Source organism: uncultured Kushneria sp. (assembly GCF_947497025.1).
GTDB lineage: Bacteria > Pseudomonadota > Gammaproteobacteria > Pseudomonadales > Halomonadaceae > Kushneria.
Genome location: NZ_CANMFC010000003.1, coordinates 451294 through 477368, shown reverse-complemented (window position 1 = coordinate 477368; position 26075 = coordinate 451294). Strand labels below are relative to the sequence as shown.

Here is a 26075-nt window from a genome sequence, read left to right as displayed (position 1 = left end):
CTAGACTCGGCGGTGTTCGAACGGGGTGTATTGATGCAAATCGATGCTGAGAGTGGCCAGCCACAACCCGCAAGGCGTTCAAAAGCGCCCATTACCTGATCCGGTTCATGCCGGCGGAGGGATTTCGAATCACGCAAGCCGTGCCCTTCGCCCTTTAAACAGGGCTTTCATGCGACCATCAGATTCACTTTCCGACTCTCTCGTGCCTGATGGATTTCGGGTGCTCGACGCACGCCTTGCCTTCGGTACCCGCGTGCTTTTCGACGATGTCTCCCTGTCCCTTCCAGCGTCCAGCTGGAGCTGCCTGCTGGGGAAAAGCGGCTGTGGCAAGAGTTCACTGCTGCGCATGATGGCAGGGCTTGACGTCTCGAGTGACGCGCGCCTGACACTGATGGACACCTCTCACCGCCCTTTTGACAAACGTATTGCCTGGATGGGCCAACAGGACCTTCTGCTGCCATGGCGGCGCGTGATTGATAACGTTCAACTGGGGGCGGTCATGCGCGGTGAACGCCATGATACCGATCGTGCCATGGCGCTTCTTGAAAGGGTCGGGCTGGGCCAGGCTGCACGGCGCTATCCGCAAACGCTTTCCGGCGGAGAGCGTGCCCGGGTGGCGCTGGCACGTACGCTTTTTGAACAGGCGCCGCTGGTATTGATGGATGAGCCCTTTGCCGCGCTGGATGCCATGACCCGTCTCGATATTCACGCTCAGGCCTGCGAACTGCTGTCGGATCGTATCGTGTTAATGGTGACGCATGATCCTCTTGAAGCACTGCGCCTGAGCGATCAACTGCTGGTCATGCGGGACAGTCCTGCCCGTATCGAGCGTGTCCTGCCGCCGGAAGGCGCCCCACCGCGCGATCCTGCCGGCGCATCGATCAGTCACCATCACGGTCAGCTTCTAAAGGCGCTGACGGAGCAGGACGCATGACACGAGTTCCTTGTCTGGCCCTGCTGCGCCTGATATTGGCCACCGCCGTGCTGATAGCGCTCTGGCAGCTGATGGTGTTTTTGGGCGCGCCACGTTACATGCTGCCATCGCCCTTGAGCGTTCTGCACACCCTTGTCGCACAGGCGGTGCTTTTGTGGCATCACGCGCTGGTCACGCTTGGCGAAATCGTGGCCGGCTTTCTCTGCGGAACCCTTTTGGGCACGGTCACGGCACTGACGCTATCGCGTTGGGCCTTTCTGCGCTCGACCGTGCTGCCGTTGCTACTGTTGACCCAGGCGATCCCGGTGTTTGCCATCGCACCGCTGCTGGTCCTCTGGTTCGGCTACGGCCCGGGGTCGAAAATCGTCATGGCGACCCTGATCATCTATTTCCCGGTTGCCTCGACCTGCTACGACGGTCTGCGCCAGACACAACCCGGCTGGCTTGATCTGGCCACCACCATGGGGGGCAGCGCCAATCGCCAGCTCTTTTACATCCGTCTGCCGGCCGCTCTGCCGTCGCTGGCCTCGGGGCTTCGCATGGCCGCCACGGCTGCGCCCATTGGCGCCATCATCGGTGAATGGGTGGGCTCCAGCGCCGGGCTTGGATACCTCATGCTGCAAGCCAACGGACGCATGCAGACCGATCTCATGTTTGCCGCGCTGATCGTGCTGCTAATAATCACCATCACGCTTTATTTTACCGTCGATCGTTTGTGTCGTCTGGCTATGCCCTGGCAGCCGGATCGTGCCGGCAGGCATGCGTTAATCAATGGAGAGAGAGCATGAAAAGAGTATTGGATCGCTTATGGTTTACGGCACTCATGGCCTTTTTGCTGACCGGTGCTGCCAGAGCCGACGAGCGTACTGACGGGAATGCGCCGGCGCCTCTGGCCTCGCCCCCCGAGGCCTCTCTGCGTCTGATGCTGGACTGGTACGTTAATCCGAGCCACGGGCCAATCATCATTGCCGAGCAAAAGGGCTATTTTCGCGACCTTGGCCTGAAGGTCACCATCGATACACCGGCCGACCCCACTGCCCCGCCCAAGCTGGTCGCCGCCGGTCGGGAGGACCTGGCGCTGGGCTATCAGCCCCAGCTCCATCTCCAGGTCGATGAGGGGCTGCCGGTGAAGCGTGTCGGTACACTGATCGGTACACCGCTGAACGTGTTGATGGTGCGCGCCGACAGCGACATTCATCAGTTCAGCGATCTCAAGGGCAAGCGAGTGGGCTATTCGGTGGGTGGCGTTGAGGAGGTTTTGCTGGCAGCAATGCTGAATCATTCAGGCCTTGCCATGAGTGATATCGAGCCTGTTAACGTCAACTTTGCCCTGACCCCTGCCCTTTTGAGCCGACAGGTCGATGCGGTGACAGGCGCCTTTCGCAATTTCGAACCGGCACAGCTGGCGCAGGAAGGTGTCGAAGGCCGCGCCTTTTTTATCGAGGAGGAAGGCGTACCCATCTATGATGAGCTGATCTTTCTGGCCAATACTAAAACACTGGATGAAAAACGCCCGCTGGTGTCGCGCTTCATGAAAGCCATTGAGCAGGCCACGATGTGGATCGTGAATCATCCGGACGAGAGCTGGACACTGTTCAAGTCATACGATTCGTCGCTGGACAACGAGGTCAATCACAAGGCGTGGGAGGCCAGTATTGCTCGCTTTGCCTTGCGTCCGGCGGCCCTCGATACGGCCCGTTACCGGGATTTCGAAAGCTTTCTGCTGGATCGCGGCGTGATTAAAAAGCGTGTGCCTGTTGGCCGTCTGGCCGAAGACGTCAATGCCGCCGGCGGGTGATGGAAACCTCCTCATTCCCGCATGCAAGTGTCGAGAAAGCACAGACATCATGGCGACAGTCTGAGTGGAATCCAGGGGGAAATTCGAACCGGTCAAAAGGGTTACGGGCCTTTGAAACAAGGGGCCCGGGGTAGATTTAAACAGGGATTGTTGAATCCAGCGTTGTTTACAATCCTTATTATAATAGTCAACTTTTATGTGTTACTTTTATTCCCGTTTCGGCGATCGATCAAGAGAGAGTCATGCCATCAACGTCCCACCACGAACATTTTGAGCGCGTGCGCCAGGATCACCAGCGTGAACTGGTGGAGGACTATGTCGAGGAAATCGCGCATCTGCATCGTCATCTGGGAGAAGCGCGTGCCAGTGATCTTGCCGATCGTTTCGGAGTCAGCCCGGCGGCCGTATCCAAGGTGGTGACGCGTCTCAAGCGTGACGGGCTGGTCAATGCGCGTCCCTATCGGGGTATCTTTTTGACCGATCAGGGAGAAGAGCTGGCCCACAAGGTGGCTGCGCGCCACAGTGTCGTGCTGCAGGCGCTTTTGGCCCTTGGGGTTCCCGAAAGTATTGCCCGCGCCGATTCCGAAGGTATCGAGCATCACTGCAGCGATGAAACCGTCGCCGCCATGCATCGTTTTCTGGCCGACAATCCCCATCTGGTGCCGGATTCCATTTCCCGCATGACCAGCCGTTAACGCCTCCTGTTTCTCGTCCTGACGTTTCACTACCTATCCTGAATGAAGTGCTTCGCCTGCGGCCGTGATGGCTTGTCTGCAGGCGTGTTCATTTTTCCGTGTTCCAGCACGACGCTACAGGCGTCGGGAGACTCCGGTCATGTCGTTTCATCCCAGGGGGCAGACGCACCCGCCACTGGCGGATACGCCGCTGATCTTTATCGATCTTGAAACCACTGGTACGCGTGCCACCCGGGACCGTATTACCGAAATTGCAGCTCTTCGCGTATTGGATGGTCGGATCATTGATCGCTTCGAGTCGCTGGTGGACCCGGGCATTGATATCCCCGAGCGCATTGCCACGCTGACCGGCATCGATAATGCGCTGGTCACCGGTGCGCCCGGTTTCGAGGACATCGCCGACAGATTCGAACAGTGGCTGGGAGACGGCTGGCTGATTGCCCATAACGCCCGTTTTGATTACAGCTTCCTGCGCAACGAGTTTCGAAGGCTGGGACGTGAATTCCGCCGTCGCGTGGTCTGCACGCTCAAGCTGTCGCGGGCGCTGGATAAAAGCTCGCACCATCATGGTCTGGATGCTCTTTTGACCCGTTATCAGCTCGAACCGCATCCGCCGCGCCATCGGGCGATGGGGGATACCATGACGCTGTTTTCCGTCTGGCAGTACTGGTCAAGACATCACTGTACCGAACAGATCGAGACACAGGTACTTGATCAGGAGCGCCGGCGCAGTCTTCCCGCGCAGCTTGATCCCGGGCTTTTTGATGAACTGCCCTCCCGGCCCGGCGTCTATCTTTTTTATGGGCATAACCAGCTGCCCCTTTATGTCGGCAAGAGCATCAATCTACGCTCCAGGGTGTTGAGTCACTTCAACAGCGATCACCGTAACGACCGCGAAATGAAAATCTGTCAGCAGACGCGTCATCTTGAATGGCATGAAACCGCGGGCGATCTTGGCGCGCAGCTGCTTGAGGCACGTCTGATCAAGCAGCTCTCTCCCATTTATAATCGCCGGCTACGCCGTAACGCCGGGCTTCATACCTGGTACTGGCCAGAGGAGGCTCAAGCGCCGCAGCTTGCCGGGCAAAAAGCGCTGCATGACGATATGTCGGGCACACGCTACGGCATGTTTCGATCGCGAAGAGAGGCCACTCAGGCGCTGACAAGTATCGTGGAACAGCAGCGTCTATGCCCGCGTGTCATGGGGCTGGAACGGGGCAAGGGACGCTGCTTTGCCTATCAGATCGGGCGCTGTGCCGGCGCCTGCTGTGATCAGGAAAGTCTGGAGTCGCATACACAGCGTGCTCGCGAGGCGCTTGAAAGTCTGCGTATCAGACACTGGCCCTGGAAGGGCCGTGTGGCTTTCAGAGAAATGGCCAGTGATCAGGAGGTGGTTTACCATCTGGTGGACCACTGGTGCTATCTCGGCAGTGTGGAAGATCTGAATAATGCGGCGCCGGCTGCGCAGGATATTGCCTTTGATGCCGATACCTACAAGATCCTGACGCGCTTTCTTGTCAACGAACATGAGGGTATCAGCATTATCCCGCTCGAAGAATAAGGACCCGGCGTGATAATGAGCGCGCCGTGTTACCTGCTCCGGTCAGTATTCAAAAAGGCATCGATGGCCTGAATAAAGGCCTCGGGCTGTTCGGCATGGAGCCAGTGGCCGGCACCCTTGATGGTGTCGACTTTTGATGCCGGCATGATATCGGCAATCACGGGCAGCGCGTCGTCCGTAACGTAGTCGGAATTCTCCCCTCTTAATACCAGGGCCGGTCCTGTATAGGGATTCTCTCCTCCAGGCGGCGCCACAATGTCGCTATAGCCCTCTTCAATAAAGTCGAGCCCAACGCGCCAGCCAAGGATTCCCTGGTCATCGCGCACCAGATTGGTGGCCAGAAACTGCCTTGTGGTTCGATTGTCGATGGCCTCGGCCATGACGTCATCGGCTTCCTTGCGGGATTCGGGCAGCGCATCCTCGACCAGGCGATGGGCACGAAAGATATCATCGTGGCCGTGCTCATAGGCAATGGGGGCAATGTCGGCCACGATCAGGCGCGCGATGCGCTGCGGATGACGTCTTGCCAGGGTCATGGCCACCTTGCCGCCCATGGAATGGCCCAGCAAATCACACCGCTGAATATCCAGCTGGTTCATGACCTCCAGCACATCGGCGGCCATGTCCTCGTAATGCATGCCGGATGTATGGTTTGAGCGACCGTGATTACGCAGATCCACGGCCACCACGCGTCGCGTTTGACGCCAGTGCCTGATGTGGGAGCGCCAGTTGTCGGCGCTGCCGAAAAGGCCGTGCAAAACCACGAGCGGTAAAGCGTCTGTCTGTTCCGGCACGCCCGAATCCGCGTAGTGAAGCTCGATACTCATGAAGTCTCCGTTCCCCTGTCCCTATCGATGCCATGATGCCCTGCTCGTTTTTAAACAGACATCACCCGTGTTCTCTGCCATCAGCGGCCTGTGCTTCCACGCCGGAAAGTCGAAGCAGACATCGCTGCAGCCAGATCAATAACATGGCGTAGAGAGGAAGAAAAAGCAGCATGCTGATGGTGAGTTTCACACCATAGTCGACCAGTGCTATTTCGATCCAGTGCTCGGCCATGAAGGGATCGGGGCTGTGCCAGAACGCCACAAAAAAGAAGATAAAGGTGTCGAGCAGATTGCCGAGAATCGTGGAACCGACAGGCGCCAGCCACCAGGGGGATCTCCGTCTTAGCCGATCGAACACTAAAATATCCAGCGCCTGGCCCAGGGCATAAGCCATAAAGCTTGCCAGTGCGATGCGTCCGACAAAAAGATTGAAGGACCAGAGCGCTTCCAGGCCCCGCCACTGTCCCTGCTGAAACAAAACGGAGACCAGATAGGATACGACCAGTGCCGGCAGCATGACGCGGGCGATGAGACGTCTTGCCGCATGCCGTCCCATCAAACGCACGGTAAGATCAGTCGCAAGAAACAAAAAGGGAAAGCTGAAGGCGCCCCAGGTCGTATGAAAGCCCAGAAGCGTGATGGGCAGCTGGACGAGGTAATTACTGGCGGCAATAACCAGAATATGAAAACTACAGAGCACCAAAAGCGCAATACGCATTTTGGCATAGTCAAATATGAGCATTATCGGGTTTTTTAATCGATTTATGTGAACCAGAAAGGTATAAAATCATCTAACCGTGAGCGCTAATCCAGAGGCTGTTTGATGAGCGAGTTCATCAATGCCATGGCACACGGTACTGCACTGTTGAAACGCCGAGAACTGCCAGATACAACATTTGGACAATAGCGCACCAACATGCAGAGCGTTTTTTTTCACAAGGAGTTAAAAATGAGTGTATGTGCCACTGCACCGATCGCGACAGCGGGGTGCGAAATGGTCATTCTCGATTCTGCACCGCTGCTCAAGGCCATGGCCAACGAAAACCGACTACGCATTCTCTGTCTTCTCAGGGAAGGTGAAATGTCCGTTTCAGAGTTGAACAGCAAACTGGACCTGAGCCAGTCGGCGCTCTCACAGCATCTGGCTGTACTGCGCCGTGAAGAGCTCGTTAACACACGCCGTGCTTCCCAGACGATCTACTACTCCCTGCGTGGCAAGCACGCCGAGGCAGTCATTGATACGCTGGCAGGGCTTGATCAGTCCTGATCCGGGTACGTGGTTTGAATAAGCGGCCTGCTTCTCACAGGGGCAGGCCGCTTGTCTTTCAAAATTGTCTTTCAAAATCAAAAAAGCGTTACTGTTTTTCCCAACGCAGCCTTACCATGCGATCGATCGCGCGATCGATGCCGCGCTCAATGGCGCCTTCGGTTCCCTTGCCAAGACGTTCAAGCATCGAGCGCCGCGGCTTGAGACCGACTTCCAGAATCTGCCATTGATCGCTGCGCGTCTGCAACCACGACTCGCTGGTGTTGATTTCATCAATCAACCCAATATCGATGGCCTGTTGACCGTACCAGATATCCCCTTCGCTGACCTGCTCGATATCCAGTGTCGGACGCCGGTCTGCCACCCAGGACTTGAACAGATCATGGGTCTTTTCAAGATCGTCCAGAAACTTCTGACGCCCTTCTTCGGTATTTTCGCCCAGCATTGTGAGCGTTCTCTTGTGGCGCCCGGCGGTCAGAATTTCGACGTCGACATCGTTTTTCTTGAGCAGGCGATGCAGATTGGGAACCTGGGCCACCACACCAATCGAGCCGATAACAGCAAAGGGGGCGGCGATCAGACGATCGGCGCAACAGGCCATCATGTAGCCGCCGCTGGCAGCCACCTTGTCGACGCTGACTGTGAGTTTAAGGCCCGCCTCACGCAGACGATCCAGCTGAGCGCTGGCCAGACCATAGGCGTGGACCAGCCCCCCGCCTGACTGCAGACGTACGAGTACTTCGTCATTGGGCCTGGCGGCCATGAGGACACTGGTAATCTCTTCCGTGAAGGCAGGCACCCGCGATGCCCGAAGATCACCATCAAAATCCAGTACCCAGAGAGTATTGCGCCTTTCATCAGCCTGCTTTTGCTTTTTAGCCGTCTTTTGTTCTGCCTTGCGCGCCTTTAATCGAGCCTTGATGTTACGCTCGCGCGCACCTTCTTTAAGGGTGGCATCCTCAAGTGTTTCGCGATGGCGCCGAAAATATTCTCCGCGGTTACGCACATGAAGCCTGCCGCCACGTTCCTGGCGATGACCACGTGCTCGAACCACGAGCATCAGTACCACGGCAATGGCCAGGACCACCGTGACACTCTGTGCCAGAAACAGCGCGTAGCTGGATAACCATTCGCCCACGTTTTCAACCTCCCGGGTATAACGGATAGAATGCGCGCCATCATCGCACATGACGTCTGAATGTGCTGAAGACCAGACATCGCGAGCCATGAAATGGCTATCATGTTTTTTTAATCATCAACCGGATATAAAGATGGTCGATACCGCGCCTCTGATTGCAAAACTCCACGAACGCTTTGATGCACAAGCCGCAGCGGGTGTTCACGAAACCCTGCAGCTCGAGCTGGATGAAGGGCCCCGCTATTTTGTCGTGATCGATGATGGAACGCTAAATGTTCAGGAAGGCAATCATGATGCCCCTTCCGTCACGCTGATGACGGATACGCGTACCTTTGAGCGACTGATCAACAAGGAGCTCAGTGGCATGCAGGCGGTCATGTCCGGAAAGGTTCGCGCGCGGGGCGACATCATGTTGGCCTCTCGCCTGACGCGTCTTTTTCGACGCCGCAACGATACCTAGCCATCCAAAAAACAGGCATTTGGCATCGCCACTTATCCTGGGTCATTACTCTCGGGTGGCGCTGCCGCGTAAAAAGTTTTCGATCAGCGCACTTGAGATGGAATAGGACGGTGGCAGGCCTGGCAATTGATCAGCGGTAAACCAGTCAGCTGCCTCGATCTCGACCCCATCGATGTGAATGTCACGGCTGGCCGCTTCGGCGTAAAATCCCATCATGAAAGAGTGTGGCATGGGCCATGACTGGCTTTTGAAGTAGCTGACCCGCCCCACTCTGACGCCGACCTCTTCGAAAACTTCGCGACGCACGGCTTCTTCTGCCGATTCTCCCGGCTCGATAAATCCGGCCAGGGTGCTAAAGCGCCCCGTCGGGAAGCGAGGACTGCGCGCCAGCAGTAGCTGATCACGCCAGGTCACCAGCGTGATGATGCACGGCGATATTCTGGGATAGCTTCGAAAACTACAGGCGGGGCACGCCATCATGAACTCGCCGGATCGACGACGCATGCGTGTACCGCAGCGTCCGCAAAAGCGATGATCCTGCGACCAGCGCACGATCTGAAGCGCTGTGGATACCAGCCCAAAGAACTTTTCGGGCAGGGTGCCCAGCCAGTGCCGCGCCGGCAGCCACTGCTCATCGCCCTGCTCCGGCAGCACCGCGACCGGCACCTCGTTCCAGTAGCCGATCGCAATCGCACCGTCGGGCCAGCGAGCGCGTGGCTGCAGGATACCGCCCTGACCGTTGTCGGCAATACCATGCTCCCCGATACGAATCAGATAACCTTCATGGCAGTTGGCCAGCGTTCGAATATCGCGTGTCAGCATCTCATCCCTCCAGTTTGTCCCAGAGACAGACACCCTTTTCACGCAGTTTGGCCAGCTTCTGCTGGTGAGCCTGCACTTCCTCATCACTGGCGGTAATCACCCGCAACGGCGCGCGCTCTGACGTCAGTCGGCGAATGGCAAAACCGGTGTTGCCGGTGTTGCTGTCGGTGTCACGCTCTGCACCCAGCGTCAGTGCGGTCTGTCCCCCGGTCATGGCCAGATAGACATCGGCCAGAATTTCGGCATCCAGCAGGGCGCCGTGCAGCTCACGATGGCCGTTGTCGATATCGTAGCGCTTGCACAGGGCATCAAGATTGTTGCGCTGCCCCGGATGGCGATCCCGCGCCATCTTCAGCGTATCAAGGATGCTGCATTGTGATGACAGTGGCCCCAGCGCATCATTGCCGCGTGCCCGATTGACCATGGCAAACTCATGATCGATAAAGCCTACGTCAAAGGGGGCGTTATGAATGACCAGCTCTGCACCCTTGACGAAATCCCAGAACTCGTGGGCAATATCGGCAAATACCGGCTCGTTGGCCACACGCGCATCGGTAATGCCATGGACTTCAATGGCTTCCGGGTCGATGGCACGCTCGGGGTTGATGTACTGATGATAGTGGCGACCGGTCAGGCGACGATTGATGACCTCGACCCCGCCGATTTCGATCAGGCGATGCCCGTCCCTGACTTCGATACCTGTGGTTTCCGTATCGAGAATAATCTGTCTCATGACGTTTTCTCACTGGTCCTGAGTTCATCCATGGCGTCATTGGCCAGTTGATCAGCCAATTCATTGCCTTCATGGCCGGCATGGCCCTTGAGCCAGTGCCATTCGATATCGTGTCGGCGAGACTCTTCCAGCAGCATCTTCCAGAGCTCGGCATTCTTGACCGGCGCTTTTGAGGCCGTTTTCCAGTCCTTTTTGACCCAGTTATGAATCCATTGGGTAATGCCCTGACGGACGTATTGCGAATCGGTCCAGAGTTCGATGCGGCAGGGGCGGGTCAGCGCCCGCAAAGCAGATATGGCAGCCATCAGCTCCATACGGTTGTTGGTCGTATGCGCTTCGCTGCCCTTCAGACACTTTTCGTGGGGGCCACTGCGAAGGACCGCACCCCATCCGCCCGGGCCGGGATTGCCCCGACACCCACCATCAGTATGGATAATGACATGGGGACGCATGTCATCACTTACTGCCTCATCACTCACTGCGCGCCTCGTGGTATCCGGTATCAGAACACCATTATGCCATGACACCCGGAGGCGCTGCCGAGCTGCGTTTTTCGCGGTGAACATGACCGGCGGGATCGGGGAGTGGCTTTTCAGACGTTACGGCCGGCAAGGCGGTATGGAGCGGCTCGGCGGACTCATGGCTCGTGCAGGCCAGCGCAGACACCTTGCTGCCGAGCATGGCAGCGGGGTCAAAGCGCTGTTTAAGCGGGATCATGCGACACATCTGGCGTTTGGCACTGATGATCCATGCCCGGCCCAGGGGAAGATTATGACGCCGTCCCCAGCGTTCCATCAGCAGCCAGTCCGGCGTATTTTCAAAGGGCACAAAGCCGCAGTAATCGATACGTTCAATATTGAAATCGATAAACCTCAGCCAGTCGCGCAGCCGTCCCGGGGTTAGCCAGCGGCTACGCTGATAAAAGCGTTCGTGACATCGCTTGAGTCGTGCAGGCCCTGCGATGCCCAGAGGATGCCAGCCGATCAGGATCAGGCGGCCGCTGTCGCTGGTGACACGCGCGGCTTCACGCAGCATATGCGTGGGCTGAGGGGCCACTTCCAGCAGGTGATGGACGAGAACCAGCTCCAATGACTCATCGGCCAGCGGCAGGGCTTCCGGACGGCAGATAAGCGTCGAGGAATGTTCGGCCAGCTCGCGCTGCGGTGCCCAGCCGATACGATGGCGAATACTGTCGTGGGCCAGCAATGGCGGTGCAACACCAAGTTCGAGAGCATGCTGCACGCCGGATCTTGCCAGCAGTTGATGCAGGCACTGCTTTTCGGCCTGCCACTGTCGCCTGCCATGAGAGGTCTGCCAGTAACGCTGTCCGGCAAGGAACTGTTCGCTGAACGTTGCCTGGTCTGCGTGGTGATTTGACATGCAAGGCCCCTGATCGCATGGTTATCGCATTTGATGACCACCCCGGTTATCGAGGCTGGCGGTTACCCGAAACACTCGCTATATCGGGCACCTTATACTCTTTTTTCAACCCACTTTATCGAGGATTATCATGTTGACCGTCAAACCACTGCCGGCGTTCCAGGATAATTACATCTGGGTGATGGAACAGGACAACACGGGCAGCGTCGTCGTGGTCGATCCGGGCGAAGCACAGCCGGTCATCGACTATCTGGAGCGCACGGGCGCACGCCTTGAAGCCATTCTGATCACCCATCATCATCATGACCATATCGGCGGTCTCGATGAGCTGAAAACGCGCTATGGCTCCCGTGTCATCGGCCCCGACAATCCGGCCATTGCCGGTATCGATGAAACCGTCGGAGAAGGTGATCGTTTTCGACTGATGGGACGTCACTTCGAGGTCATGGCCACTCCCGGCCATACTCTGGATCACGTCTCGTTTCTCTCCAGCGGTACGCCGTCTCTGCTCTTTTGCGCCGATACCCTGTTCTGCGGTGGCTGCGGTCGTCTTTTCGAAGGCACGCCCGAGCAGATGTATCAGGCCCTGACACGCTTTGCCGAGCTTGATGATGACACGCTGGTCTTTGGTGCACATGAATATACGCTGTCCAACCTGGAATTTGCTCAGGCTGCCGAGCCGGACAACAGCGCCCGCGATGCACTGCTTGAAGAGTGTCAAAAGGCCCGCGAACTGGATCGCCCTACCCTGCCCAGCACTATCGGGCGTGAGCGTCTCATCAACCCCTTTATGCGCACCCACCTTGAAAGTGTACAGCACGGTGCAGCCAAGCAGGGAGATACCCATGACGAACTGGCCACCTTTGCCACCCTGCGGGCCTGGAAGGATCGTTTTTGAAGGCGAATCCGTGACATGGCACACATGACCCTGTGGCATGGCGTGCTCTGCGCAGCGCTCATGATGGGGCTGTCGGCTCAAGCGGGGCAGGCAGCTCCGGTCAGTAACGTACCGACCGTGCATGGCATCTCGCTGTACGATACGCCGGCCCTGGCCGAGGACTTCGATCATTTCCCTTGGGTCAATGTTGACGCGCCCAAAGGCGGCGATATGGTGCGTGCCGCTCAGGGCAGCTTCGATTCACTCAACCCCTTTATCGTGCGCGGCGACCCGGCCAGCGGACTCACGGCCATGGGTGGACTGCCCTTCGATACACTGATGGTAGAAAACCCGGATGAGCCCTTTACCCTGTACGGATTGCTGGCGGCGGGTATTCGGCTGGATCCGGACCGGCGCTGGATGGAGATTGATCTGGACTGCCGGGCGCATTTTCACGACGGCAGCCCGGTGACGGCTGAAGATGTCGTCACCACCTTCGAAACCCTGAAGACGAAGGGCTCGCCCATGTATCGGGCCTACTACGCCGACGTCACCGATGTAAAGATACTGTCTCCGTTTACCGTGCGCTTTGAGTTCAACGAACACAACTCGCGCGAACTGCCATTGATTGTGGGGCAGTTACCCGTGCTTTCGGCAAAAGACATTCAGGATCGTGATATTACACGACCCACGCTTGACCCTCTGATGGGCTCCGGCCCTTACCGAATTGCATCCATTCAGCCCGGTCAGCGTATTGTCTATCAGCGTGATCGTAACTACTGGGGCAAGGATTTACCGGTCAATCGGGGCCGTTACAATATCGATCGTCTGATTTTTGACTACTACCGCGACCCGAGCGTTGCCTTTACCGCCTTTCGGGCCGGTCGGGTTGATCTACGCGTTGAGAACATCGCGCGCAACTGGATTACCGGCTATGACTTTCCCGCCGCTCGTCAGGAGCTGATCAAGCGCGTTGAAATCGAGGATCACAACCCCGCGCCAATGCAGGGGTTTGTGATGAATCTGCGACGCGACATTTTCAAGGATCGGCGCGTTCGACAGGCACTGGGACTGGCATTCGATTTTGACTGGCTCAACCGTAATCTTTTTTACGGTCTCTATGCCCGCACCCGTGGCTTCTTTGATCAATCTTCCATGGAAGCCAGGGGATTGCCGAGTACCGCCGAACGCGCCCTTCTCGCGCCCTGGCGCGATCAACTGCCTGAAGAGATCTTCAATGCCCCTTTGCCCATTGAGGCGCCAGAGACGTTGCGGCCTCGATTGAAAGAGGCGCTGGGACTCCTGTATGAGGCTGGCTACGAGGTACGTAATAATCGCATGGTCGATCGATCAACCGGTCAGCCACTGCGCTTTGAACTGCTTTTGCGTGACTCAAGCCTTGAGCGCATGGCGCTACCGATGGTGCGCAATCTGGCCCGTCTGGGGGTTGAGGTGAATCTTCGCACCGTCGACCCGAGCCAGTATCTGGTTCGGCTGCGTCAGTTTGATTTCGACATGACCACCACCGTCATTGCCCAGAGCAACAATCCCGGCAACGAGCAGCGCGAATACTGGGGCAGCGAATACGCCAATCAACCGCAGAGCCGCAATCTCATGGGGATTGAAAGCCCGGTAGTTGATGATCTTGTTGACCACATTATCCGGGCGGATTCACGTGAGGCGCTGGACACAGCGGCCTCGGCCCTGGATCGTGTCCTGCGCTGGGGCTTTTATGTAATCCCTCAGTATCACTCGCCGGTCACGCGACTGGCCTACTGGAAAAAATTTGCCATGCCCGATCAAAGCCCCGAGTACGGTCTGGATTTCGACAGCTGGTGGGTCGACACTCAGAACGACGCCCTGATTGACGCCCGTCAGGAGTAGCGCTCATGGCACGCTATATCGTGATGCGTGTGTTGCTGATGGTGCCGACACTGCTGGCCGTACTGCTGCTCAATTTCATGATCGTGCAGGCCGCCCCCGGCGGCCCGGTCGAGCAGATGCTGTCGCGTATCGAAGGAATGAGCTCGAGTGCGACACTGGGCGGCGGCAGTGATGGGGTTGTGGCCAGCGGTGACGCTAACCGCGGTACACGCGGTATCGATCCTGTCTTCATCGAGGAGCTCAATACCCAGTTCGGGTTCGACAAGCCACTTTGGCAACGTTTTGTCACGATGGTGGGCAACTATGTTCGACTGGACTTCGGCGAGAGTTTTTTTCGGGGCCAGTCAGTCACGACGCTGATCATTGATCGACTACCGGTATCCGTCTCGCTGGGACTCTGGAGTACGCTGCTGGTCTATCTTGTTTCCGTGCCGCTGGGAATTTTCAAGGCAGTACGTCAGGGAAGCCGGTTCGATCTGTGGAGCTCGGCACTGGTCATTGTGGGCTACGCCATTCCGGGCTTTCTGTTCGCGCTGCTGTTGATCGTGGTCTTTGCCGGTGGAAGCTATCTCAACTGGTTTCCACTGCGCGGACTGACCTCGCCCGATTTTGACCAGCTCTCCTGGTGGGGGAAAATCATCGATTATTTCTGGCATATCGCTCTGCCGGTAGCCGCCCTGACCATCGGAAGTTTCGCCACCCTGACCTTTCTGACCCGCAACAGTTTTCTTGAAGAGATTCACAAGCAATACGTCATGACCGCGCGTGCCAAGGGCGCCTCCGAGAGACGTCAGCTTTATGGCCATGTATTTCGAAACGCCATGCTGATCGTGATCGCCGGTCTGCCTTCGGCACTGGTGGGAATCTTCTTTACCGGGGCGCTTTTGATCGAGGTACTTTTCTCGCTTGACGGTCTTGGCATGCTTGGATACGAGGCCGTGTTGCAGCGCGACTATCCGGTCATCTTTGGCACGCTCTTTCTCTTTACGCTCATCGGCCTGGTGCTAAAGCTGGTTTCTGATCTGATCTATGTGGCCATCGATCCGCGTATCGATTTTGAACGACGGGAGAGCTAGCGCTTGTTCATCAATGTCCCCTTGCCTGCCGGATTTCGGCTTTCTCCCATCATGCGCCGTCGGCTGGCTGCCTTCTGCGGCAACCGGCGCGCCATGGTCGCCAGTTACCTGTTTTTGGCATTGCTGGTGATCACCCTGCCTGCTGAGTTGATCGCCAATGACACACCGCTGGTGGTGCGTTTTGACGGCCAGTGGTACTGGCCCATGCTGATCGATTACCCGGAAACCGCCTTTGGCGGCTTTTTGCCTACCACGGCGCTCTATAGTGACCCGGCCGTGTTGGCACTGATTCGCGACCAGGGGTGGCTGATCCAGCCCCCCCTTCCATTTTCCTGGCAAAGTATCGACATGACGCTCAATAGCCCCGCGCCGGCGCCACCGAGTCTGACCCACTGGCTGGGTACCGACGATCAGGGGCGCGATGTGCTGGCGCGCGTGATTTACGGCTTCCGATTGTCTGTGCTGTTTGCCGGACTGGTGACACTGGGATCAGTGATTATTGGCGTTATTGTGGGTGCAGTGCAGGGCTATTTCGGCGGCCGGGTGGATCTGGTCGGTCAGCGCATCATCGAGCTATGGGCCGGCCTGCCAATGCTTTTTATCCTGATCATTCTTTCCAGTCTGGTCGTGCCCAGCGTCTGGTGGCTGGCGCTGATCATGATTGCCTTTTCGTGGCTGGGGCTGGTCGATATCGTACGCGCCGAGTTCCTGCGCGCGCGCAATCTTGATTACGTGCGCGCGGCCCGCGCCATGGGGTTACCGGCTCGACTGATCATGTGGCGTCACGTGCTCCCCAACGCCATGGTCTCTACCCTGACCTTTCTGCCCTTTATCTTTACGGGGGCCATCACCACGCTGACGGCGCTGGATTTTCTGGGATTCGGCCTGCCGCCGGGCTCGCCGTCGCTGGGGGAGCTGGTGGCGCAGGGCAAGAACAATCTCCAAGCGCCCTGGCTGGGTCTCACGGCTTTCATGACGCTGGCTGTTTTACTCTCGCTGCTGGTCTTTATTGGCGAGGGCCTGCGTGATGCCTTTGATCCGCGCCACGCCGCATTTTCCATGGAAGGGCGCGCGGCATCATGAAGAACGCCTGCGAAAAAACCGTTTTGTCGCTGGAAAAACTGCGTGTGTTCGCTGATGAAACCCCCATCGTGCACGGGATCAGCCTGAACGTTGCGGCTGGAGAAACGCTGGCCCTGGTAGGAGAATCCGGTTCCGGCAAGACCCTGACGGCGATGGCAGCGCTGGATCTCGTGCCGGCAGGCATCCGTGTCGAGGGCAGGCGCTCTCTGGGAGAGACCCGGCTTGAAACGCTGTCCCACCGTGATTGGGAAAATCTGCATGGCAGCCGGGTTGGTGTAGTGTTTCAGGAACCGATGAGTGCGCTCAACCCGCTGCATCGCATCGGTCGGCAGATCGGCGAGGCCATTACCCTGCACCAGCCGCTGCGCGGTAACGCCCTGCGTGCGCGAATCCTTGATCTGATGCAGCAGGTTCGCCTGCCGCGGCCCGAGCAGTTGATCAATGCCTGGCCCCATGAGCTTTCCGGAGGGCAGCGCCAGCGCGTGGTCATTGCCATGGCGATTGCCAATCGTCCCGAGCTTCTGGTCGCCGATGAGCCCACCACCGCGCTCGATGTCACCGTGGCACGCGAGATCCTCTCGCTGTTGCGTGAGCTGGCTGATTCGATGGGCATGGCGATGCTTTTGATTACGCATGATCTCAATCTGGTGCGTCACTGGGCTGATCGGGTATGTGTACTGCACCATGGCCGTGTGCAGGAAACCGGTATCACTCGAGAAGTACTGTCGCGCCCCACCAGTATTTATACTCAGGCCCTGATCGAGGCCGAGCCGGAAGGTCAACCGGCGCCCGTGCCGACGCAATCACCCGAGGTGTTGTCGGCGAAGAACCTGTCGGTCGCCTTTCAACGACCCCGTCGGCTCTTGCAGCCGCGGCCTGCTCCCTTTATGGCCCTGAAACCTGTCTCCCTGGTTTTGCGTCAGGGAGAAACACTTGGCATTGTCGGGGAGTCCGGCTCCGGCAAAAGTACGCTGGCGCTGGCGATGCTGCGTCTGGTGAGCTCCAGTGGCGAAATATGGCTGGGCAATAGCCGCATTGATACGCTGGGCGGCCGCGAGCTGCGCCTTGAGCGCCGGCATATGCAGATCGTGTTTCAGGATCCCTTTGGCGCGCTGTCACCTCGAATGACCATTGAGGAAATTGTCAGCGAAGGTTTGCGCTTTCACTTTCCCGAGCTGGACCGCCATATAGTGTGTGAGCGGGTGATTGAGACGCTGGTATCGGTCGGTCTGGGCGCGGAGGCGCTGGCACGCTATCCGCATGAGTTTTCAGGTGGCCAGCGCGCTCGTATTGCGCTGGCTCGCGCCTTGATTTTACACCCCCGGATTCTGGTACTTGATGAACCAACCTCATCGCTTGATCGCACGATTCAGCGCCAACTGATCGAGCTGCTGCGCATACTTCAGCACGAACGAAAGCTCAGCTATCTGTTTATTAGTCATGATCTGTCAGTGGTTCGTGCCATGGCCCATCGCCTGATGGTGCTCAAGGATGGTGAGATGCTCGAGCATGGCCCAACACATGAGGTGATCGAGCGACCACGCCATGCCTATACTCGCGAGCTTATAGAGGCAGCGTTTTATCGATCGAGTTGATCAGGGCTGAGCTGGTGCATTTAATGGATGGAGTTTGTATGAGCCTGATTCATCGGATTGGTGCATTCATGCAAAAACCCCGGATGCGGCAAGCGCCCAGGGCTTTTCATGAGGATGATAATGCCGTCACATATGCAGTGTGAAACGATCAGCATCGTGATGAGCAGGAAACTTTTCACGAAAGTCGTCAAGGCTTTGCTTGCCGATCACCCCCGTACGCACGAAGGCGCGATCAGGTGCCTCGTCAATCAGCGCATCGCCCCGATAATCGATCAGCATTGAGTCTCCGCTGTAGTTCAACCCGCGGGCATCATCACCAACGCGATTGACACCGATCACATAGCTTAAATTTTCGATGGCGCGTGCCTGCAGCAGCGTACGCCATGGCAGTCGCCTTGCCGATGGCCAGTTGGCGACACACACCAGAACATCGTATTCACAATCAACATTGCGTAACCAAACGGGAAAGCGAAGGTCGTAGCACACCGTCAGCAAAATCCTGAAACCGTTGAGCTCCACGATGGCACGCTGATTCCCCATGCCATAGTGTTCGTTTTCCTCTCCCATTCTAAAGAGATGGCGCTTGTCATAGGTCGCCATGGTGCCATCCGGCCGTGCCCAGATGAGGCGATTGAAATAGTGTCCATCTTCAGCAATGGCTACACTACCGGTAATCACGGCATGGTGGGTTTGCGCCTTTTGCTGCATCCACGCCACGGCCCGACTGTCCTGCATGGATTCGGCCATGCGCTCCGGTGCCATGGTAAAACCTGTTGCAAACATTTCAGGCAAAACGATTAGATCGCTGGTAGTAACATCCTGCAACCACTCATCAAGCAGCTGGCAGTTGGTGTCGATATCCTCCCAGCGAAGATCGGCCTGTACCAGTGTGGTTCTCAGTTCGCTCATAATAATGGCCCGGTGCCTGACATTTTAGAAACAGGAAGTGAGTGCGTTTTTCGCCAACCCGACCTTTGAGAAAAGACACGTCGTTATCATATCCCTGTCATCTTGATCGGTCATGGTGACCCTGCCGGAAAAGAGAAAAACATCGTGCAGGGAAGCACATGGACAGGGAGTCCGATGGCAACAGGAGGTTGATTGGCCTCACACGACTTCCGGTAACAGTGACACGTGTCATGTCTGACGGCCAGCCAACCCGCTGGCCGAATTTTTTAATTGGCTCTGCGTTTTTTGGTCACCGACCCTGCTTCAAGAAATCAATCAGCAGAGTGTTAAGTTCCTGAGCATGGGTGAAATTCAGGCCATGCGGACCATCCTTCACAATTTCGAGCCGGGCGTTTTTGATCATGTCTGACGAGCGTTGACCGCTGTTGGCCAGCGGCACGATCTGATCGTCATCGCCATGGATGACCAGCGTTGTTACATCGATCTTTTCCAGATCCTGACGAAAGTCTGTAAATCCGAAGGCCTTGATGCACTCCTGTGTAGCTCTGGGAGAGGCAAAATTGGCGATGCTCTGGTTATAGGCCAAAAGCTCGTCGGAAAGCGTGGGCGCCTGCCCTTCATGGTTGACGAAGAGCTTGCCAAAGCCGCCCAGAAAGCCGGGGCGATCCTTCTTGACGTTGGCCAGCATGTCATCGAAAATCGCCTGGTCCACGCCTTCAGGATTGTCATCGGTTTTAAGCATGTAAGGCGGCACTGCCCCTATCAGTACGGCACCGCGGATACGCTTGCTGCCGTGGCGGCCCAGATAGCGGGCGACTTCACCCCCACCCATTGAAAAACCGACCAGTGTGGTATCGGTAAGATCTAGATGCTCCAGCAGCCCTTCCAGATCGTCGGCCAGCGTATCGTAGTCGTAACCATCCCAGGGCTTTTCCGAGTCACCAAAGCCGCGACGGTCATATGCGATGCAGCGATAGCCCGCCTCGGTCAGGGCATTGATCTGGTACTCCCACATGCGGTGGCTTAACGGCCAGCCGTGAATCAGCACTACTGTCGGTCCCTGACCACAATCCTGATAGTAGAGGTCGATCACATTGTTGTTGCTGTCGACAATATTGGCGTAAGCCATGAATCGGTCTCCTTTTACGTGGACGTTCTCTGACTGGTGCGTACAGTGCGTCATACCCGCAGGATAGTTCAGCGTTTCAATGCCTGCATGTCATGGGATCGAACCATAAAAAGCCGCCTTCCCGGAGGAAAGGCGGCGAAAGGACCTGATGATGAGGAGAAAATTTATTTCAGCACCTGACATACCGAAATGAATCAGACACCGTGGCGTCTGAGAAACACTTTGAATCATCCTTAAAAGGAAATCAATGCAAAAGAGAATAATTTTTATTTGAGATGATGTGGCATCTGTTGAACGATGACCAAAAAAAACCGCCTCAAGGAGGCGGTGTGAGGTTCGGACAGTCAGCCGTTTAGTCAGGATAAGCCAACTGTCACTGCTCCTCATCAAGCAGTAATCATATGTCAATATTATACCGCACTTTTTGTGTGGATTTGACGTAAATCTGCCAATGGATGTCATTATCAGAATTTAAACCATTGTGTTTACCCCTGCCCTTCGCAGGGATACCACTTGTGACGCTGATCGATGATCTGACGCGGGTAACCGGTCATCTGAATGGCAGGATGCTTCATGGCTTCGGCACGCAGAATGTTGACATGCATGTTTTGCGGGGAATCAACGGAAACCACCTTGCCAATCATCAGGAAATTTCCCCAGAGCTTGTCACTGTAGGGCTGGCACATGCTCATGCCTTTATATCCGACCAGCGGAGGTGGCGGCGGCACTGCCGCAGCGCTTTCCGGTTGGTCTGAAGAAAAAAGGGAACAACCTGACAATGTCGCGAGGGCTGTCATGATGATCAGTCCTCGTGGAGCGCTTTTCAATTGACGAGCCACGCTTTTCTCCTGAGCCTGCAATGACGGAAGATTAAAAACTCTTAAGCGGCAGGCAAGTTTACCGGCCGCGCGCGTCAGCTTAACCGCGACCCGACAGCCTTGTCCCTGGTATTTTTGTAGGCTTTTCCTGTCCCATTACGGAAGATCTATGAAAATCGCTTGCGCCAGAGATCCCATGCCACACCGCAGGCGACGCCGAGCAGAATGGCAGATGCCACGCTCTGGGTCGGCCACCACGCCACCAGACCAATTATTGTGCCAACAAGCATTCCGGGAAGCTTTTTCATCGCCCTGACTCCTGATGTGCTGGCTCATTCACCATATCGGGTAGCAAATGCCAGCGACATGAAAGAAAGCCCGATTGTAAGAGAGAAATACCATGGCTCCAGCGTCCGGACACGAAAAAGCCGCCTCGGCTGTTAACCTGAAGCGGCTTGTTCATCAAACATTTTGGTCGGGGCGACAGGATTCGAACCTGCGACCTCCACAACCCCATTGTGGCGCGCTACCAAGCTGCGCTACGCCCCGACGCTGTTCCCGATATTCGCGAGAACGGGGCGTATCCTACATCACTGTTATGCAAAAGGAAAGAGATAGTTAACGAACGTTCAGGGATTCCTGTCCTTTTTCATCATGGCAGCGATGTCTTCAAGTTTCTCCAGGCACACTCGACCGCTGAAAAACGACCCAACATCAATGTAGCGTACGTTTCCAAGTGTTTTGGGCTCGGGCACCGGCGTATGCCCTACTACCACGGCGTCAATGCCGGAGACAACGTCGTCAAGGCTGGCTTCGATTCGCTGCCGCGACCAGAGGAGTGTTTCACGGGATGTTTTGCGAATGTCCGCCCAGTCCCTTGGTGGCTCGGCGTGAACGATCCCTGCAACGCCGTTTAGAGTCTCTATCTCGAAAGCCAGCGGCATTTTCATCATGGCTTCTGCAAGGCGATTTCTCAGCATGACCTTGTCATGGTCTCGAGACCACTCTCCCCCATTGCTCAACCACTGCCCCCAATGATTATCAAACAGTGCATTGCGCGCCATCATTTCGTGATTGCCGGTCACTGCGAAGCACCAGGGCTGATGCACCAGCTCCAGGCATTTCAGAGAATCAGGGCCGCGGTCGATCAAATCTCCCACGCTAAAGAGCCGGTCCTTGCCAGTATCGAATTCAACTCGGGTCAGTTCACGCTCGAGTAATGCGTAATGCCCGTGCAGATCGCCAACGACATAATCATGACCGCTGTCATTGCGCTCGAATCGCTTGAGCATTCATGGACTCCGGTGAGTATTGGGCAAAGGCCGCATCATAAACGAAATGCGCGCATTTTTTGACATGTCATGTGACAACGATGAGGGCATGAATAATACCGGGTACATAACCCATGAGGGTGAGAAGTAGATTCAGCCAAAAAGGGCCACCAATACCGACAGCCAGATAGACCGCCAGAGGAGGCAGCAGAAAGGAAAGAACAATCAGGGAGACAGGATCCATGGCAGGGTCTCGATGGCAGAGCCCCGCAGGGCTCCACCAGTATACCGGTTTACCAGCTAATGGCGCTCTGAACCTGTTCGGGTGTCAGGACATGACGAGCGTATTCCTGACCCTGTCTGGAGCCGGCATCGTAGGGATTTTGTGTGTTGATGTAGGCGACCAGCACCTGATCGTCCCTGGTAGCGATGACATGCGGCGGCGTTGAGCCACTACGATTCTTTGCCTGGCGCTGCATCTGCTCCCACTCCTGTTGCGGATAGGTCGCCAGAGCCAGCAGGGGTTCAGGGGTGTTATTAAGCTCGAAATTCTTGTAATAGAACACCGCCATGTTCTGCGCATCGATGCGTTGATCATTCCACTCGAACGTATCGCGCTGAACGACGCTGTTCTGCCAGTTTTCAGGATAAGTAAAGCTATAGCCAACCGTTGTATTGCGATAGCCCTGCTCGGATTGTTGGATCACGCTGTCAATGTTGGGATCCTGCTGTTTCGGCTCGGAGCTTGAGCAGCCTGCCACGGCAAACATGGCGCCTGCGATGGCCAGCGTGGTGGCCCCTTTTTTAATAAATGACATCCAGCATCCTCCTTAAGTCGATAAGTCCTGCACCACTCAATATAGTCCATCTCATGATTTAACAAATGATTCGACAGGAATCGAATGCTTAATTCTCGAGCATGAGAGAGAAATAACGCTCCTTGAGTGATCGGTTAATAATCGTGGTTTTTTTCGTCTGACATCCAATGGTTTGCCGGGAAGAAACAAGGAGGCAGCTTTCTGCGAGAGACATCACCGGAGAAATCAACCATGACCTCGCTAAAACAGCAATATGGCGGCAGTCGATAAGAACTCGGCGAAATGAGCTACTCGGGCCATCCATCAATACCGATCAACGCTGACAGGGAACGACGCTTGTCCCAGCCCTTTTGCTCCAGCATGGGCATGCTATAAAAGGCTTCGACATGGCCGATGCATAAAATGGCAATGGGCCATGCGCTCTCGGGAGCCTGAATCAGTGATTTAAGCGCTTCAGGGTCAAAAAGTGATACCCAGCCAACCCCGATACCTTCGGCCCGACCGGCCAGCCAGAGATTCTGGATCGCACAGCTGGCCGATGCCAGATCCATCTCATTAAGCGTGCGTCGCCCGAAAACATATTTTTCGCGCGCTTCGCAAAGTGCCACGACCCAGAGCTCCGGACATTCACGAATGCCTTCAACCTTGAGCTCCAGAAACGCCCTGCCGCGCTCATCAAGCGCCTGCGCCGTAGCGTGACGCTCATCATCGACAATCTGTGCCATGGCCTCACGCAGGGCAGGATCGCGAATACATATAAATCGCCACGGCTGCATATACCCGACGCTTGGCGCATCATGAGCAGCCTCGAGCATACGCTGTATCACATCCTGATCTACCGGATCAGGCAGAAAATGGCGCATATCACGGCGCTCACGAATGACGCGATAAATAGCCTCTCTTTGTGCTCCGCTGTATGCGTGTTGATTCATGATCGCTTTTCCATGAGCTTTTGGGCAGCTGACATTGCCTGTTCCAGATGATGAATGGCGCCTGCACTTTCATCGTGCAATCCGAAGCGCAATATGGCCCGTTGTTCATCAATCAACCACAGGCGCGTCAGTACGCCCTGAGGTAAAAACGCCTCATGCCACTGGCTGGCGCGTTCAAGCGACATCTCAAATCCGTTGAATAGCGCGCTTTGACGCCAGCGGATGATATCGCCATGAGGCCTGAACTGCCTTTCAAGCCACTGTCCCTGTTGTTGACTGGCTCGTTGTAGCCGCTCTCTCATCTGGCGCTGCCATGTATCATCTGAAAAGGCTTCCATACCGGCTTGCTGGGTAGGTGATGTCACCTGCCAGGGGCCCTGTAAAGACGATAGATGCTCCATAACGTCTGATTGTGCTTTCCCCACGACGGTGCCCAGACGCAAACCAGCCAAACCAAAAAACTTGCCCAGCGAGCGCAGTACGATGACGTTGTCAGCGATATCGGGCAGCAGGCTTTGCTCAGGCGTCGCATCAGCAAAGGCCTCATCAACGATCAGTACCGCACCCTTTTGATGAAGCCTGGCGGCCAGCTCGCGCAGCACATCGCGCGCCACATGCTGCCCCCCCGGGTTGTTGGGATTGATGACCACCATGGCTCGCAGATTAGCCGTGTCAAACCTGCTATCCATCAACGTGCCAGGCGCATCTGCATCGTAAAAGAGTGTCTGATGACCGGCCTTCTGCCAGCGCCAATGATGTTCCCGATAGCCAATATCGGGGAGCGCCACGCTTCCCGAGGCAAGGCAGTGCGGCAGCTGTTCGATCGCCCACTGTGAGCCGGGAATATTCAGCAGTGTGAGCGACTGCCACGAGCGGCTTGTCATGGTTTCGACCGATTGACCGAGATAGTACCGAACCGTCGCATCATGAAGGGCCTGATTCTGATCCGGCAGTGCCTGACAGGCCTTCGCATCGATGGGCGTGATCGGATAGGACCAGGGATTGATCCCGGTAGACAGATCCAGCCAGTCACATCGATCGATACCATAACGACGACTGATCTCGGACAGTCGACCGCCGTGCATGGGAAAAGCGTCAGATGCAACGGTCATGACCATATCCACGCGATAATGAACAGTGCTGTCAGCCAGATCAGCAACGCCTTCCAGATCAGCGTGCAGGCGCGCTCGATATCAGGAGGAGCTGCTGGGCGGCCGACACCCAGCAGCGGGCTTTCGATGTGTTGTCCATGGTAAATACCGCCCCCACCCAGCTGTATCCCCAGCGCTCCGGCACCGGCGGCCATGACCGGCCCGGCATTGGGGCTTTTCCAGCTTCTGCCCTGTTTCCACCAGCATTGCATGGCTGTGCCACAGGTGTTGTTTGAGGCCTGCCAGTGCCAGCCGGCCAGTGCGTAGGAAAGTGCGGTCAACCGAGCCGGTAGCCAGTTCATGGCATCATCTGCACGTGCGGCAACGCGTCCAAAATAGAGATAGCGCTCGTTGCGATAGCCCCACATGGCATCGAGGGTATTGATCACCCGGTAAAGCACAACCCCCGGGATTCCGGCGACGGCAAACCAGAAAATCGCGGCAAAAAGCGCGTCGCTGCCGTTTTCGAGCACGGATTCACAGGTCGCACGCGATATGTCGGAAGCATCAAGCCGATCGACATCTCTGCTGACCAGCATGGCAACCTGCTGACGTGCAGCATCAAGGTCACCTTTCAAAAGCGGCTGATAAACGCGCCGGGCATGCTCGATCAGGCTTTTGCGGCCGATGGCGAGATAAAGTGTGAAGATTGCCAGCAGGCCATGCCAGAAACCTTCAACCAGACAATCCAGCCAGATAGCAGCCATCAAAATAGGCGTGACGACCAGAAGCCACCCCAAAAAGCCGGCAATCAGGATTTTGGGGAGTTGCCTGTTGAGTGGATAAAGGCGTTTTTCAACGGTTTTGATCCACCGCCCCAATCCGACAAGCGGATGAAACCGGCGAGGTTCTCCCAATATTTGATCAACAATCAAAGAGACTGAAATAATTATCCACATAAAAGATAACGGTATAAA

At 56.4% G+C, this 26075-nt stretch carries 29 protein-coding genes, 1 tRNA gene and 1 riboswitch; of the genes, 12 read left to right on the top strand and 18 right to left on the bottom strand.

Going from position 1 to position 26075, the window contains the following annotated elements; translation table 11 throughout:
• The first annotated feature begins 11 nt into the window (after positions 1-11).
• Positions 12-140, top strand: a riboswitch (TPP riboswitch).
• An 80-nt stretch (positions 141-220) separates the two neighbouring features.
• The 5 genes from Q0931_RS07985 to Q0931_RS07965 all read left to right on the top strand — a co-directional run bounded on the left by Q0931_RS07985 (position 221) and on the right by Q0931_RS07965 (position 4988).
• Positions 221-934, top strand: a complete 714-nt coding sequence (locus Q0931_RS07985; RefSeq protein ID WP_299259027.1) for an ABC transporter ATP-binding protein — start codon at positions 221-223, stop codon at positions 932-934.
• Positions 931-1722 carry an ABC transporter permease gene (locus Q0931_RS07980; protein WP_299259023.1) on the top strand — a complete coding sequence of 264 codons (792 nt, stop codon included), beginning with the start codon at positions 931-933 and terminating at the stop codon, positions 1720-1722. The genes Q0931_RS07985 and Q0931_RS07980 overlap by 4 nt, the downstream gene beginning before the upstream one ends.
• A complete protein-coding gene (locus Q0931_RS07975) occupies positions 1719-2732 on the top strand; it encodes an ABC transporter substrate-binding protein (protein ID WP_299259020.1) in 1014 nt (337 codons plus the stop codon). Before Q0931_RS07980 ends, Q0931_RS07975 begins: the two co-directional genes overlap by 4 nt.
• A 242-nt stretch (positions 2733-2974) precedes the next feature.
• Positions 2975-3427: a manganese-binding transcriptional regulator MntR gene (gene mntR, locus Q0931_RS07970; protein ID WP_299259018.1), complete on the top strand. Its 453-nt coding sequence runs from the start codon at positions 2975-2977 to the stop codon at positions 3425-3427.
• Positions 3428-3566: 139 nt separating this feature from the next.
• A complete protein-coding gene (locus Q0931_RS07965; protein ID WP_299259016.1) occupies positions 3567-4988 on the top strand; it encodes a 3'-5' exonuclease family protein in 1422 nt (473 codons plus the stop codon).
• Between the two features lie 29 nt (positions 4989-5017).
• Here Q0931_RS07965 and Q0931_RS07960 read toward each other — a convergent pair whose 3' ends face one another.
• Together Q0931_RS07960 and Q0931_RS07955 are read right to left on the bottom strand one after the other, a co-directional pair.
• Complete coding sequence (locus Q0931_RS07960) at positions 5018-5815, bottom strand: alpha/beta fold hydrolase (RefSeq protein ID WP_299259014.1); 798 nt, start codon at positions 5813-5815, stop codon at positions 5018-5020.
• Positions 5816-5876: 61 nt separating this feature from the next.
• Positions 5877-6557: a 7-cyano-7-deazaguanine/7-aminomethyl-7-deazaguanine transporter gene (locus Q0931_RS07955; RefSeq protein ID WP_299259012.1), complete on the bottom strand. Its 681-nt coding sequence runs from the start codon at positions 6555-6557 to the stop codon at positions 5877-5879.
• A 252-nt stretch (positions 6558-6809) separates the two neighbouring features.
• Here Q0931_RS07955 and Q0931_RS07950 point away from each other — a divergent pair, with 252 nt between their 5' ends.
• On the top strand, positions 6810-7082 hold the full coding sequence (locus Q0931_RS07950) for a metalloregulator ArsR/SmtB family transcription factor (protein WP_299259190.1): 273 nt from the start codon (positions 6810-6812) through the stop codon (positions 7080-7082).
• A gap of 88 nt (positions 7083-7170) precedes the next feature.
• On the opposite strand, the gene sohB is transcribed toward Q0931_RS07950, so the two are convergent.
• On the bottom strand, positions 7171-8220 hold the full coding sequence (gene sohB, locus Q0931_RS07945) for a protease SohB (RefSeq protein WP_299259010.1): 1050 nt from the start codon (positions 8218-8220) through the stop codon (positions 7171-7173).
• Between the two features lie 133 nt (positions 8221-8353).
• Here sohB and Q0931_RS07940 point away from each other — a divergent pair, with 133 nt between their 5' ends.
• On the top strand, positions 8354-8680 hold the full coding sequence (locus Q0931_RS07940; protein WP_299259008.1) for an SCP2 sterol-binding domain-containing protein: 327 nt from the start codon (positions 8354-8356) through the stop codon (positions 8678-8680).
• Between the two features lie 45 nt (positions 8681-8725).
• Here Q0931_RS07940 and nudC read toward each other — a convergent pair whose 3' ends face one another.
• The 4 genes from nudC to Q0931_RS07920 form a co-directional block, all read right to left on the bottom strand.
• On the bottom strand, positions 8726-9502 hold the full coding sequence (nudC, locus tag Q0931_RS07935) for an NAD(+) diphosphatase (protein WP_299259006.1): 777 nt from the start codon (positions 9500-9502) through the stop codon (positions 8726-8728).
• Position 9503: 1 nt separating this feature from the next.
• Positions 9504-10235, bottom strand: a complete 732-nt coding sequence (dnaQ, locus tag Q0931_RS07930; protein WP_299259004.1) for a DNA polymerase III subunit epsilon — start codon at positions 10233-10235, stop codon at positions 9504-9506.
• Positions 10232-10687 (bottom strand): ribonuclease HI, encoded by a 456-nt coding sequence (rnhA, locus tag Q0931_RS07925; RefSeq protein ID WP_299259188.1) that lies wholly within the window; start codon positions 10685-10687, stop codon positions 10232-10234. Before rnhA ends, dnaQ begins: the two co-directional genes overlap by 4 nt.
• Positions 10688-10748: 61 nt before the next feature.
• The gene (locus Q0931_RS07920; RefSeq protein WP_299259002.1) at positions 10749-11615 is read right to left on the bottom strand and encodes a methyltransferase domain-containing protein; all 867 of its coding nucleotides are present in this window, start codon (positions 11613-11615) and stop codon (positions 10749-10751) included.
• A gap of 130 nt (positions 11616-11745) precedes the next feature.
• Here Q0931_RS07920 and gloB point away from each other — a divergent pair, with 130 nt between their 5' ends.
• Genes gloB through Q0931_RS07895 form a run of 5 tightly spaced genes read left to right on the top strand, consistent with a single transcriptional unit; the run spans position 11746 to position 18130 of the window.
• Positions 11746-12513, top strand: a complete 768-nt coding sequence (gene gloB, locus Q0931_RS07915; RefSeq protein ID WP_299259000.1) for a hydroxyacylglutathione hydrolase — start codon at positions 11746-11748, stop codon at positions 12511-12513.
• Positions 12514-12528: 15 nt separating this feature from the next.
• Positions 12529-14376, top strand: coding sequence for an extracellular solute-binding protein (locus Q0931_RS07910; protein WP_366941593.1), 1848 nt, complete (start codon positions 12529-12531; stop codon positions 14374-14376).
• A 5-nt stretch (positions 14377-14381) separates the two neighbouring features.
• Positions 14382-15452: a microcin C ABC transporter permease YejB gene (yejB, locus tag Q0931_RS07905; protein ID WP_299258998.1), complete on the top strand. Its 1071-nt coding sequence runs from the start codon at positions 14382-14384 to the stop codon at positions 15450-15452.
• A gap of 3 nt (positions 15453-15455) precedes the next feature.
• Entirely contained in the window at positions 15456-16535 is a 1080-nt protein-coding gene (locus Q0931_RS07900; protein ID WP_299258997.1) for an ABC transporter permease, read from the top strand.
• The gene (locus Q0931_RS07895) at positions 16532-18130 is read left to right on the top strand and encodes a dipeptide ABC transporter ATP-binding protein (protein WP_299258995.1); all 1599 of its coding nucleotides are present in this window, start codon (positions 16532-16534) and stop codon (positions 18128-18130) included. The genes Q0931_RS07900 and Q0931_RS07895 overlap by 4 nt, the downstream gene beginning before the upstream one ends.
• A 126-nt stretch (positions 18131-18256) precedes the next feature.
• On the opposite strand, the gene Q0931_RS07890 is transcribed toward Q0931_RS07895, so the two are convergent.
• From Q0931_RS07890 to cbiB, 11 genes are all read right to left on the bottom strand, one after another.
• Positions 18257-19039, bottom strand: a complete 783-nt coding sequence (locus tag Q0931_RS07890; protein WP_299258993.1) for an amidohydrolase — start codon at positions 19037-19039, stop codon at positions 18257-18259.
• A gap of 289 nt (positions 19040-19328) precedes the next feature.
• Positions 19329-20168: an alpha/beta hydrolase gene (locus tag Q0931_RS07885; RefSeq protein WP_299258991.1), complete on the bottom strand. Its 840-nt coding sequence runs from the start codon at positions 20166-20168 to the stop codon at positions 19329-19331.
• Between the two features lie 485 nt (positions 20169-20653).
• A complete protein-coding gene (locus Q0931_RS07880) occupies positions 20654-20860 on the bottom strand; it encodes a hypothetical protein (protein WP_299258989.1) in 207 nt (68 codons plus the stop codon).
• A 293-nt stretch (positions 20861-21153) separates the two neighbouring features.
• A complete protein-coding gene (locus Q0931_RS07875) occupies positions 21154-21294 on the bottom strand; it encodes a hypothetical protein (protein ID WP_299258987.1) in 141 nt (46 codons plus the stop codon).
• A gap of 164 nt (positions 21295-21458) precedes the next feature.
• Positions 21459-21535, bottom strand: a tRNA-Pro gene (locus tag Q0931_RS07870).
• Between the two features lie 80 nt (positions 21536-21615).
• Positions 21616-22278, bottom strand: coding sequence for a metallophosphoesterase (locus Q0931_RS07865; protein ID WP_299258985.1), 663 nt, complete (start codon positions 22276-22278; stop codon positions 21616-21618).
• A 67-nt stretch (positions 22279-22345) separates the two neighbouring features.
• On the bottom strand, positions 22346-22501 hold the full coding sequence (locus Q0931_RS07860) for a YqaE/Pmp3 family membrane protein (RefSeq protein WP_299258983.1): 156 nt from the start codon (positions 22499-22501) through the stop codon (positions 22346-22348).
• A 49-nt stretch (positions 22502-22550) separates the two neighbouring features.
• Positions 22551-23075 (bottom strand): hypothetical protein, encoded by a 525-nt coding sequence (locus Q0931_RS07855; RefSeq protein WP_299258981.1) that lies wholly within the window; start codon positions 23073-23075, stop codon positions 22551-22553.
• 287 nt (positions 23076-23362) lie between these two features.
• Positions 23363-24007: a 5,6-dimethylbenzimidazole synthase gene (bluB, locus tag Q0931_RS07850; RefSeq protein WP_299258979.1), complete on the bottom strand. Its 645-nt coding sequence runs from the start codon at positions 24005-24007 to the stop codon at positions 23363-23365.
• Positions 24004-25119, bottom strand: coding sequence for an aminotransferase class I/II-fold pyridoxal phosphate-dependent enzyme (locus Q0931_RS07845; protein WP_299258977.1), 1116 nt, complete (start codon positions 25117-25119; stop codon positions 24004-24006). Before Q0931_RS07845 ends, bluB begins: the two co-directional genes overlap by 4 nt.
• Entirely contained in the window at positions 25116-26057 is a 942-nt protein-coding gene (cbiB, locus tag Q0931_RS07840) for an adenosylcobinamide-phosphate synthase CbiB (protein ID WP_299258975.1), read from the bottom strand. Before cbiB ends, Q0931_RS07845 begins: the two co-directional genes overlap by 4 nt.
• Positions 26058-26075: the final 18 nt, after the last annotated feature.

What these genes read in the sequence shown, in the direction of transcription:
- Q0931_RS07980 (WP_299259023.1), top strand. Translation starts at nt 931, where the DNA reads ATGACACGAGTTCCTTGTCTGGCCCTGCTGCGCCTGATATTGGCCACC.
- Q0931_RS07975 (WP_299259020.1), top strand. Translation starts at nt 1,719, where the DNA reads ATGAAAAGAGTATTGGATCGCTTATGGTTTACGGCACTCATGGCCTTT.
- mntR (WP_299259018.1), top strand. Translation starts at nt 2,975, where the DNA reads ATGCCATCAACGTCCCACCACGAACATTTTGAGCGCGTGCGCCAGGAT.
- Q0931_RS07965 (WP_299259016.1), top strand. Translation starts at nt 3,567, where the DNA reads ATGTCGTTTCATCCCAGGGGGCAGACGCACCCGCCACTGGCGGATACG.
- Q0931_RS07960 (WP_299259014.1), bottom strand. Translation starts at nt 5,815, where the DNA reads ATGAGTATCGAGCTTCACTACGCGGATTCGGGCGTGCCGGAACAGACA.
- Q0931_RS07955 (WP_299259012.1), bottom strand. Translation starts at nt 6,557, where the DNA reads ATGCTCATATTTGACTATGCCAAAATGCGTATTGCGCTTTTGGTGCTC.
- Q0931_RS07950 (WP_299259190.1), top strand. Translation starts at nt 6,810, where the DNA reads ATGGTCATTCTCGATTCTGCACCGCTGCTCAAGGCCATGGCCAACGAA.
- Q0931_RS07940 (WP_299259008.1), top strand. Translation starts at nt 8,354, where the DNA reads ATGGTCGATACCGCGCCTCTGATTGCAAAACTCCACGAACGCTTTGAT.
- nudC (WP_299259006.1), bottom strand. Translation starts at nt 9,502, where the DNA reads ATGCTGACACGCGATATTCGAACGCTGGCCAACTGCCATGAAGGTTAT.
- dnaQ (WP_299259004.1), bottom strand. Translation starts at nt 10,235, where the DNA reads ATGAGACAGATTATTCTCGATACGGAAACCACAGGTATCGAAGTCAGG.
- rnhA (WP_299259188.1), bottom strand. Translation starts at nt 10,687, where the DNA reads ATGCGTCCCCATGTCATTATCCATACTGATGGTGGGTGTCGGGGCAAT.
- Q0931_RS07920 (WP_299259002.1), bottom strand. Translation starts at nt 11,615, where the DNA reads ATGTCAAATCACCACGCAGACCAGGCAACGTTCAGCGAACAGTTCCTT.
- gloB (WP_299259000.1), top strand. Translation starts at nt 11,746, where the DNA reads ATGTTGACCGTCAAACCACTGCCGGCGTTCCAGGATAATTACATCTGG.
- Q0931_RS07910 (WP_366941593.1), top strand. Translation starts at nt 12,529, where the DNA reads ATGGCACACATGACCCTGTGGCATGGCGTGCTCTGCGCAGCGCTCATG.
- yejB (WP_299258998.1), top strand. Translation starts at nt 14,382, where the DNA reads ATGGCACGCTATATCGTGATGCGTGTGTTGCTGATGGTGCCGACACTG.
- Q0931_RS07895 (WP_299258995.1), top strand. Translation starts at nt 16,532, where the DNA reads ATGAAGAACGCCTGCGAAAAAACCGTTTTGTCGCTGGAAAAACTGCGT.
- Q0931_RS07890 (WP_299258993.1), bottom strand. Translation starts at nt 19,039, where the DNA reads ATGAGCGAACTGAGAACCACACTGGTACAGGCCGATCTTCGCTGGGAG.
- Q0931_RS07885 (WP_299258991.1), bottom strand. Translation starts at nt 20,168, where the DNA reads ATGGCTTACGCCAATATTGTCGACAGCAACAACAATGTGATCGACCTC.
- Q0931_RS07880 (WP_299258989.1), bottom strand. Translation starts at nt 20,860, where the DNA reads ATGAGCATGTGCCAGCCCTACAGTGACAAGCTCTGGGGAAATTTCCTG.
- Q0931_RS07875 (WP_299258987.1), bottom strand. Translation starts at nt 21,294, where the DNA reads ATGAAAAAGCTTCCCGGAATGCTTGTTGGCACAATAATTGGTCTGGTG.
- Q0931_RS07865 (WP_299258985.1), bottom strand. Translation starts at nt 22,278, where the DNA reads ATGCTCAAGCGATTCGAGCGCAATGACAGCGGTCATGATTATGTCGTT.
- Q0931_RS07860 (WP_299258983.1), bottom strand. Translation starts at nt 22,501, where the DNA reads ATGGATCCTGTCTCCCTGATTGTTCTTTCCTTTCTGCTGCCTCCTCTG.
- Q0931_RS07855 (WP_299258981.1), bottom strand. Translation starts at nt 23,075, where the DNA reads ATGTCATTTATTAAAAAAGGGGCCACCACGCTGGCCATCGCAGGCGCC.
- bluB (WP_299258979.1), bottom strand. Translation starts at nt 24,007, where the DNA reads ATGAATCAACACGCATACAGCGGAGCACAAAGAGAGGCTATTTATCGC.
- Q0931_RS07845 (WP_299258977.1), bottom strand. Translation starts at nt 25,119, where the DNA reads ATGACCGTTGCATCTGACGCTTTTCCCATGCACGGCGGTCGACTGTCC.
- cbiB (WP_299258975.1), bottom strand. Translation starts at nt 26,057, where the DNA reads ATGTGGATAATTATTTCAGTCTCTTTGATTGTTGATCAAATATTGGGA.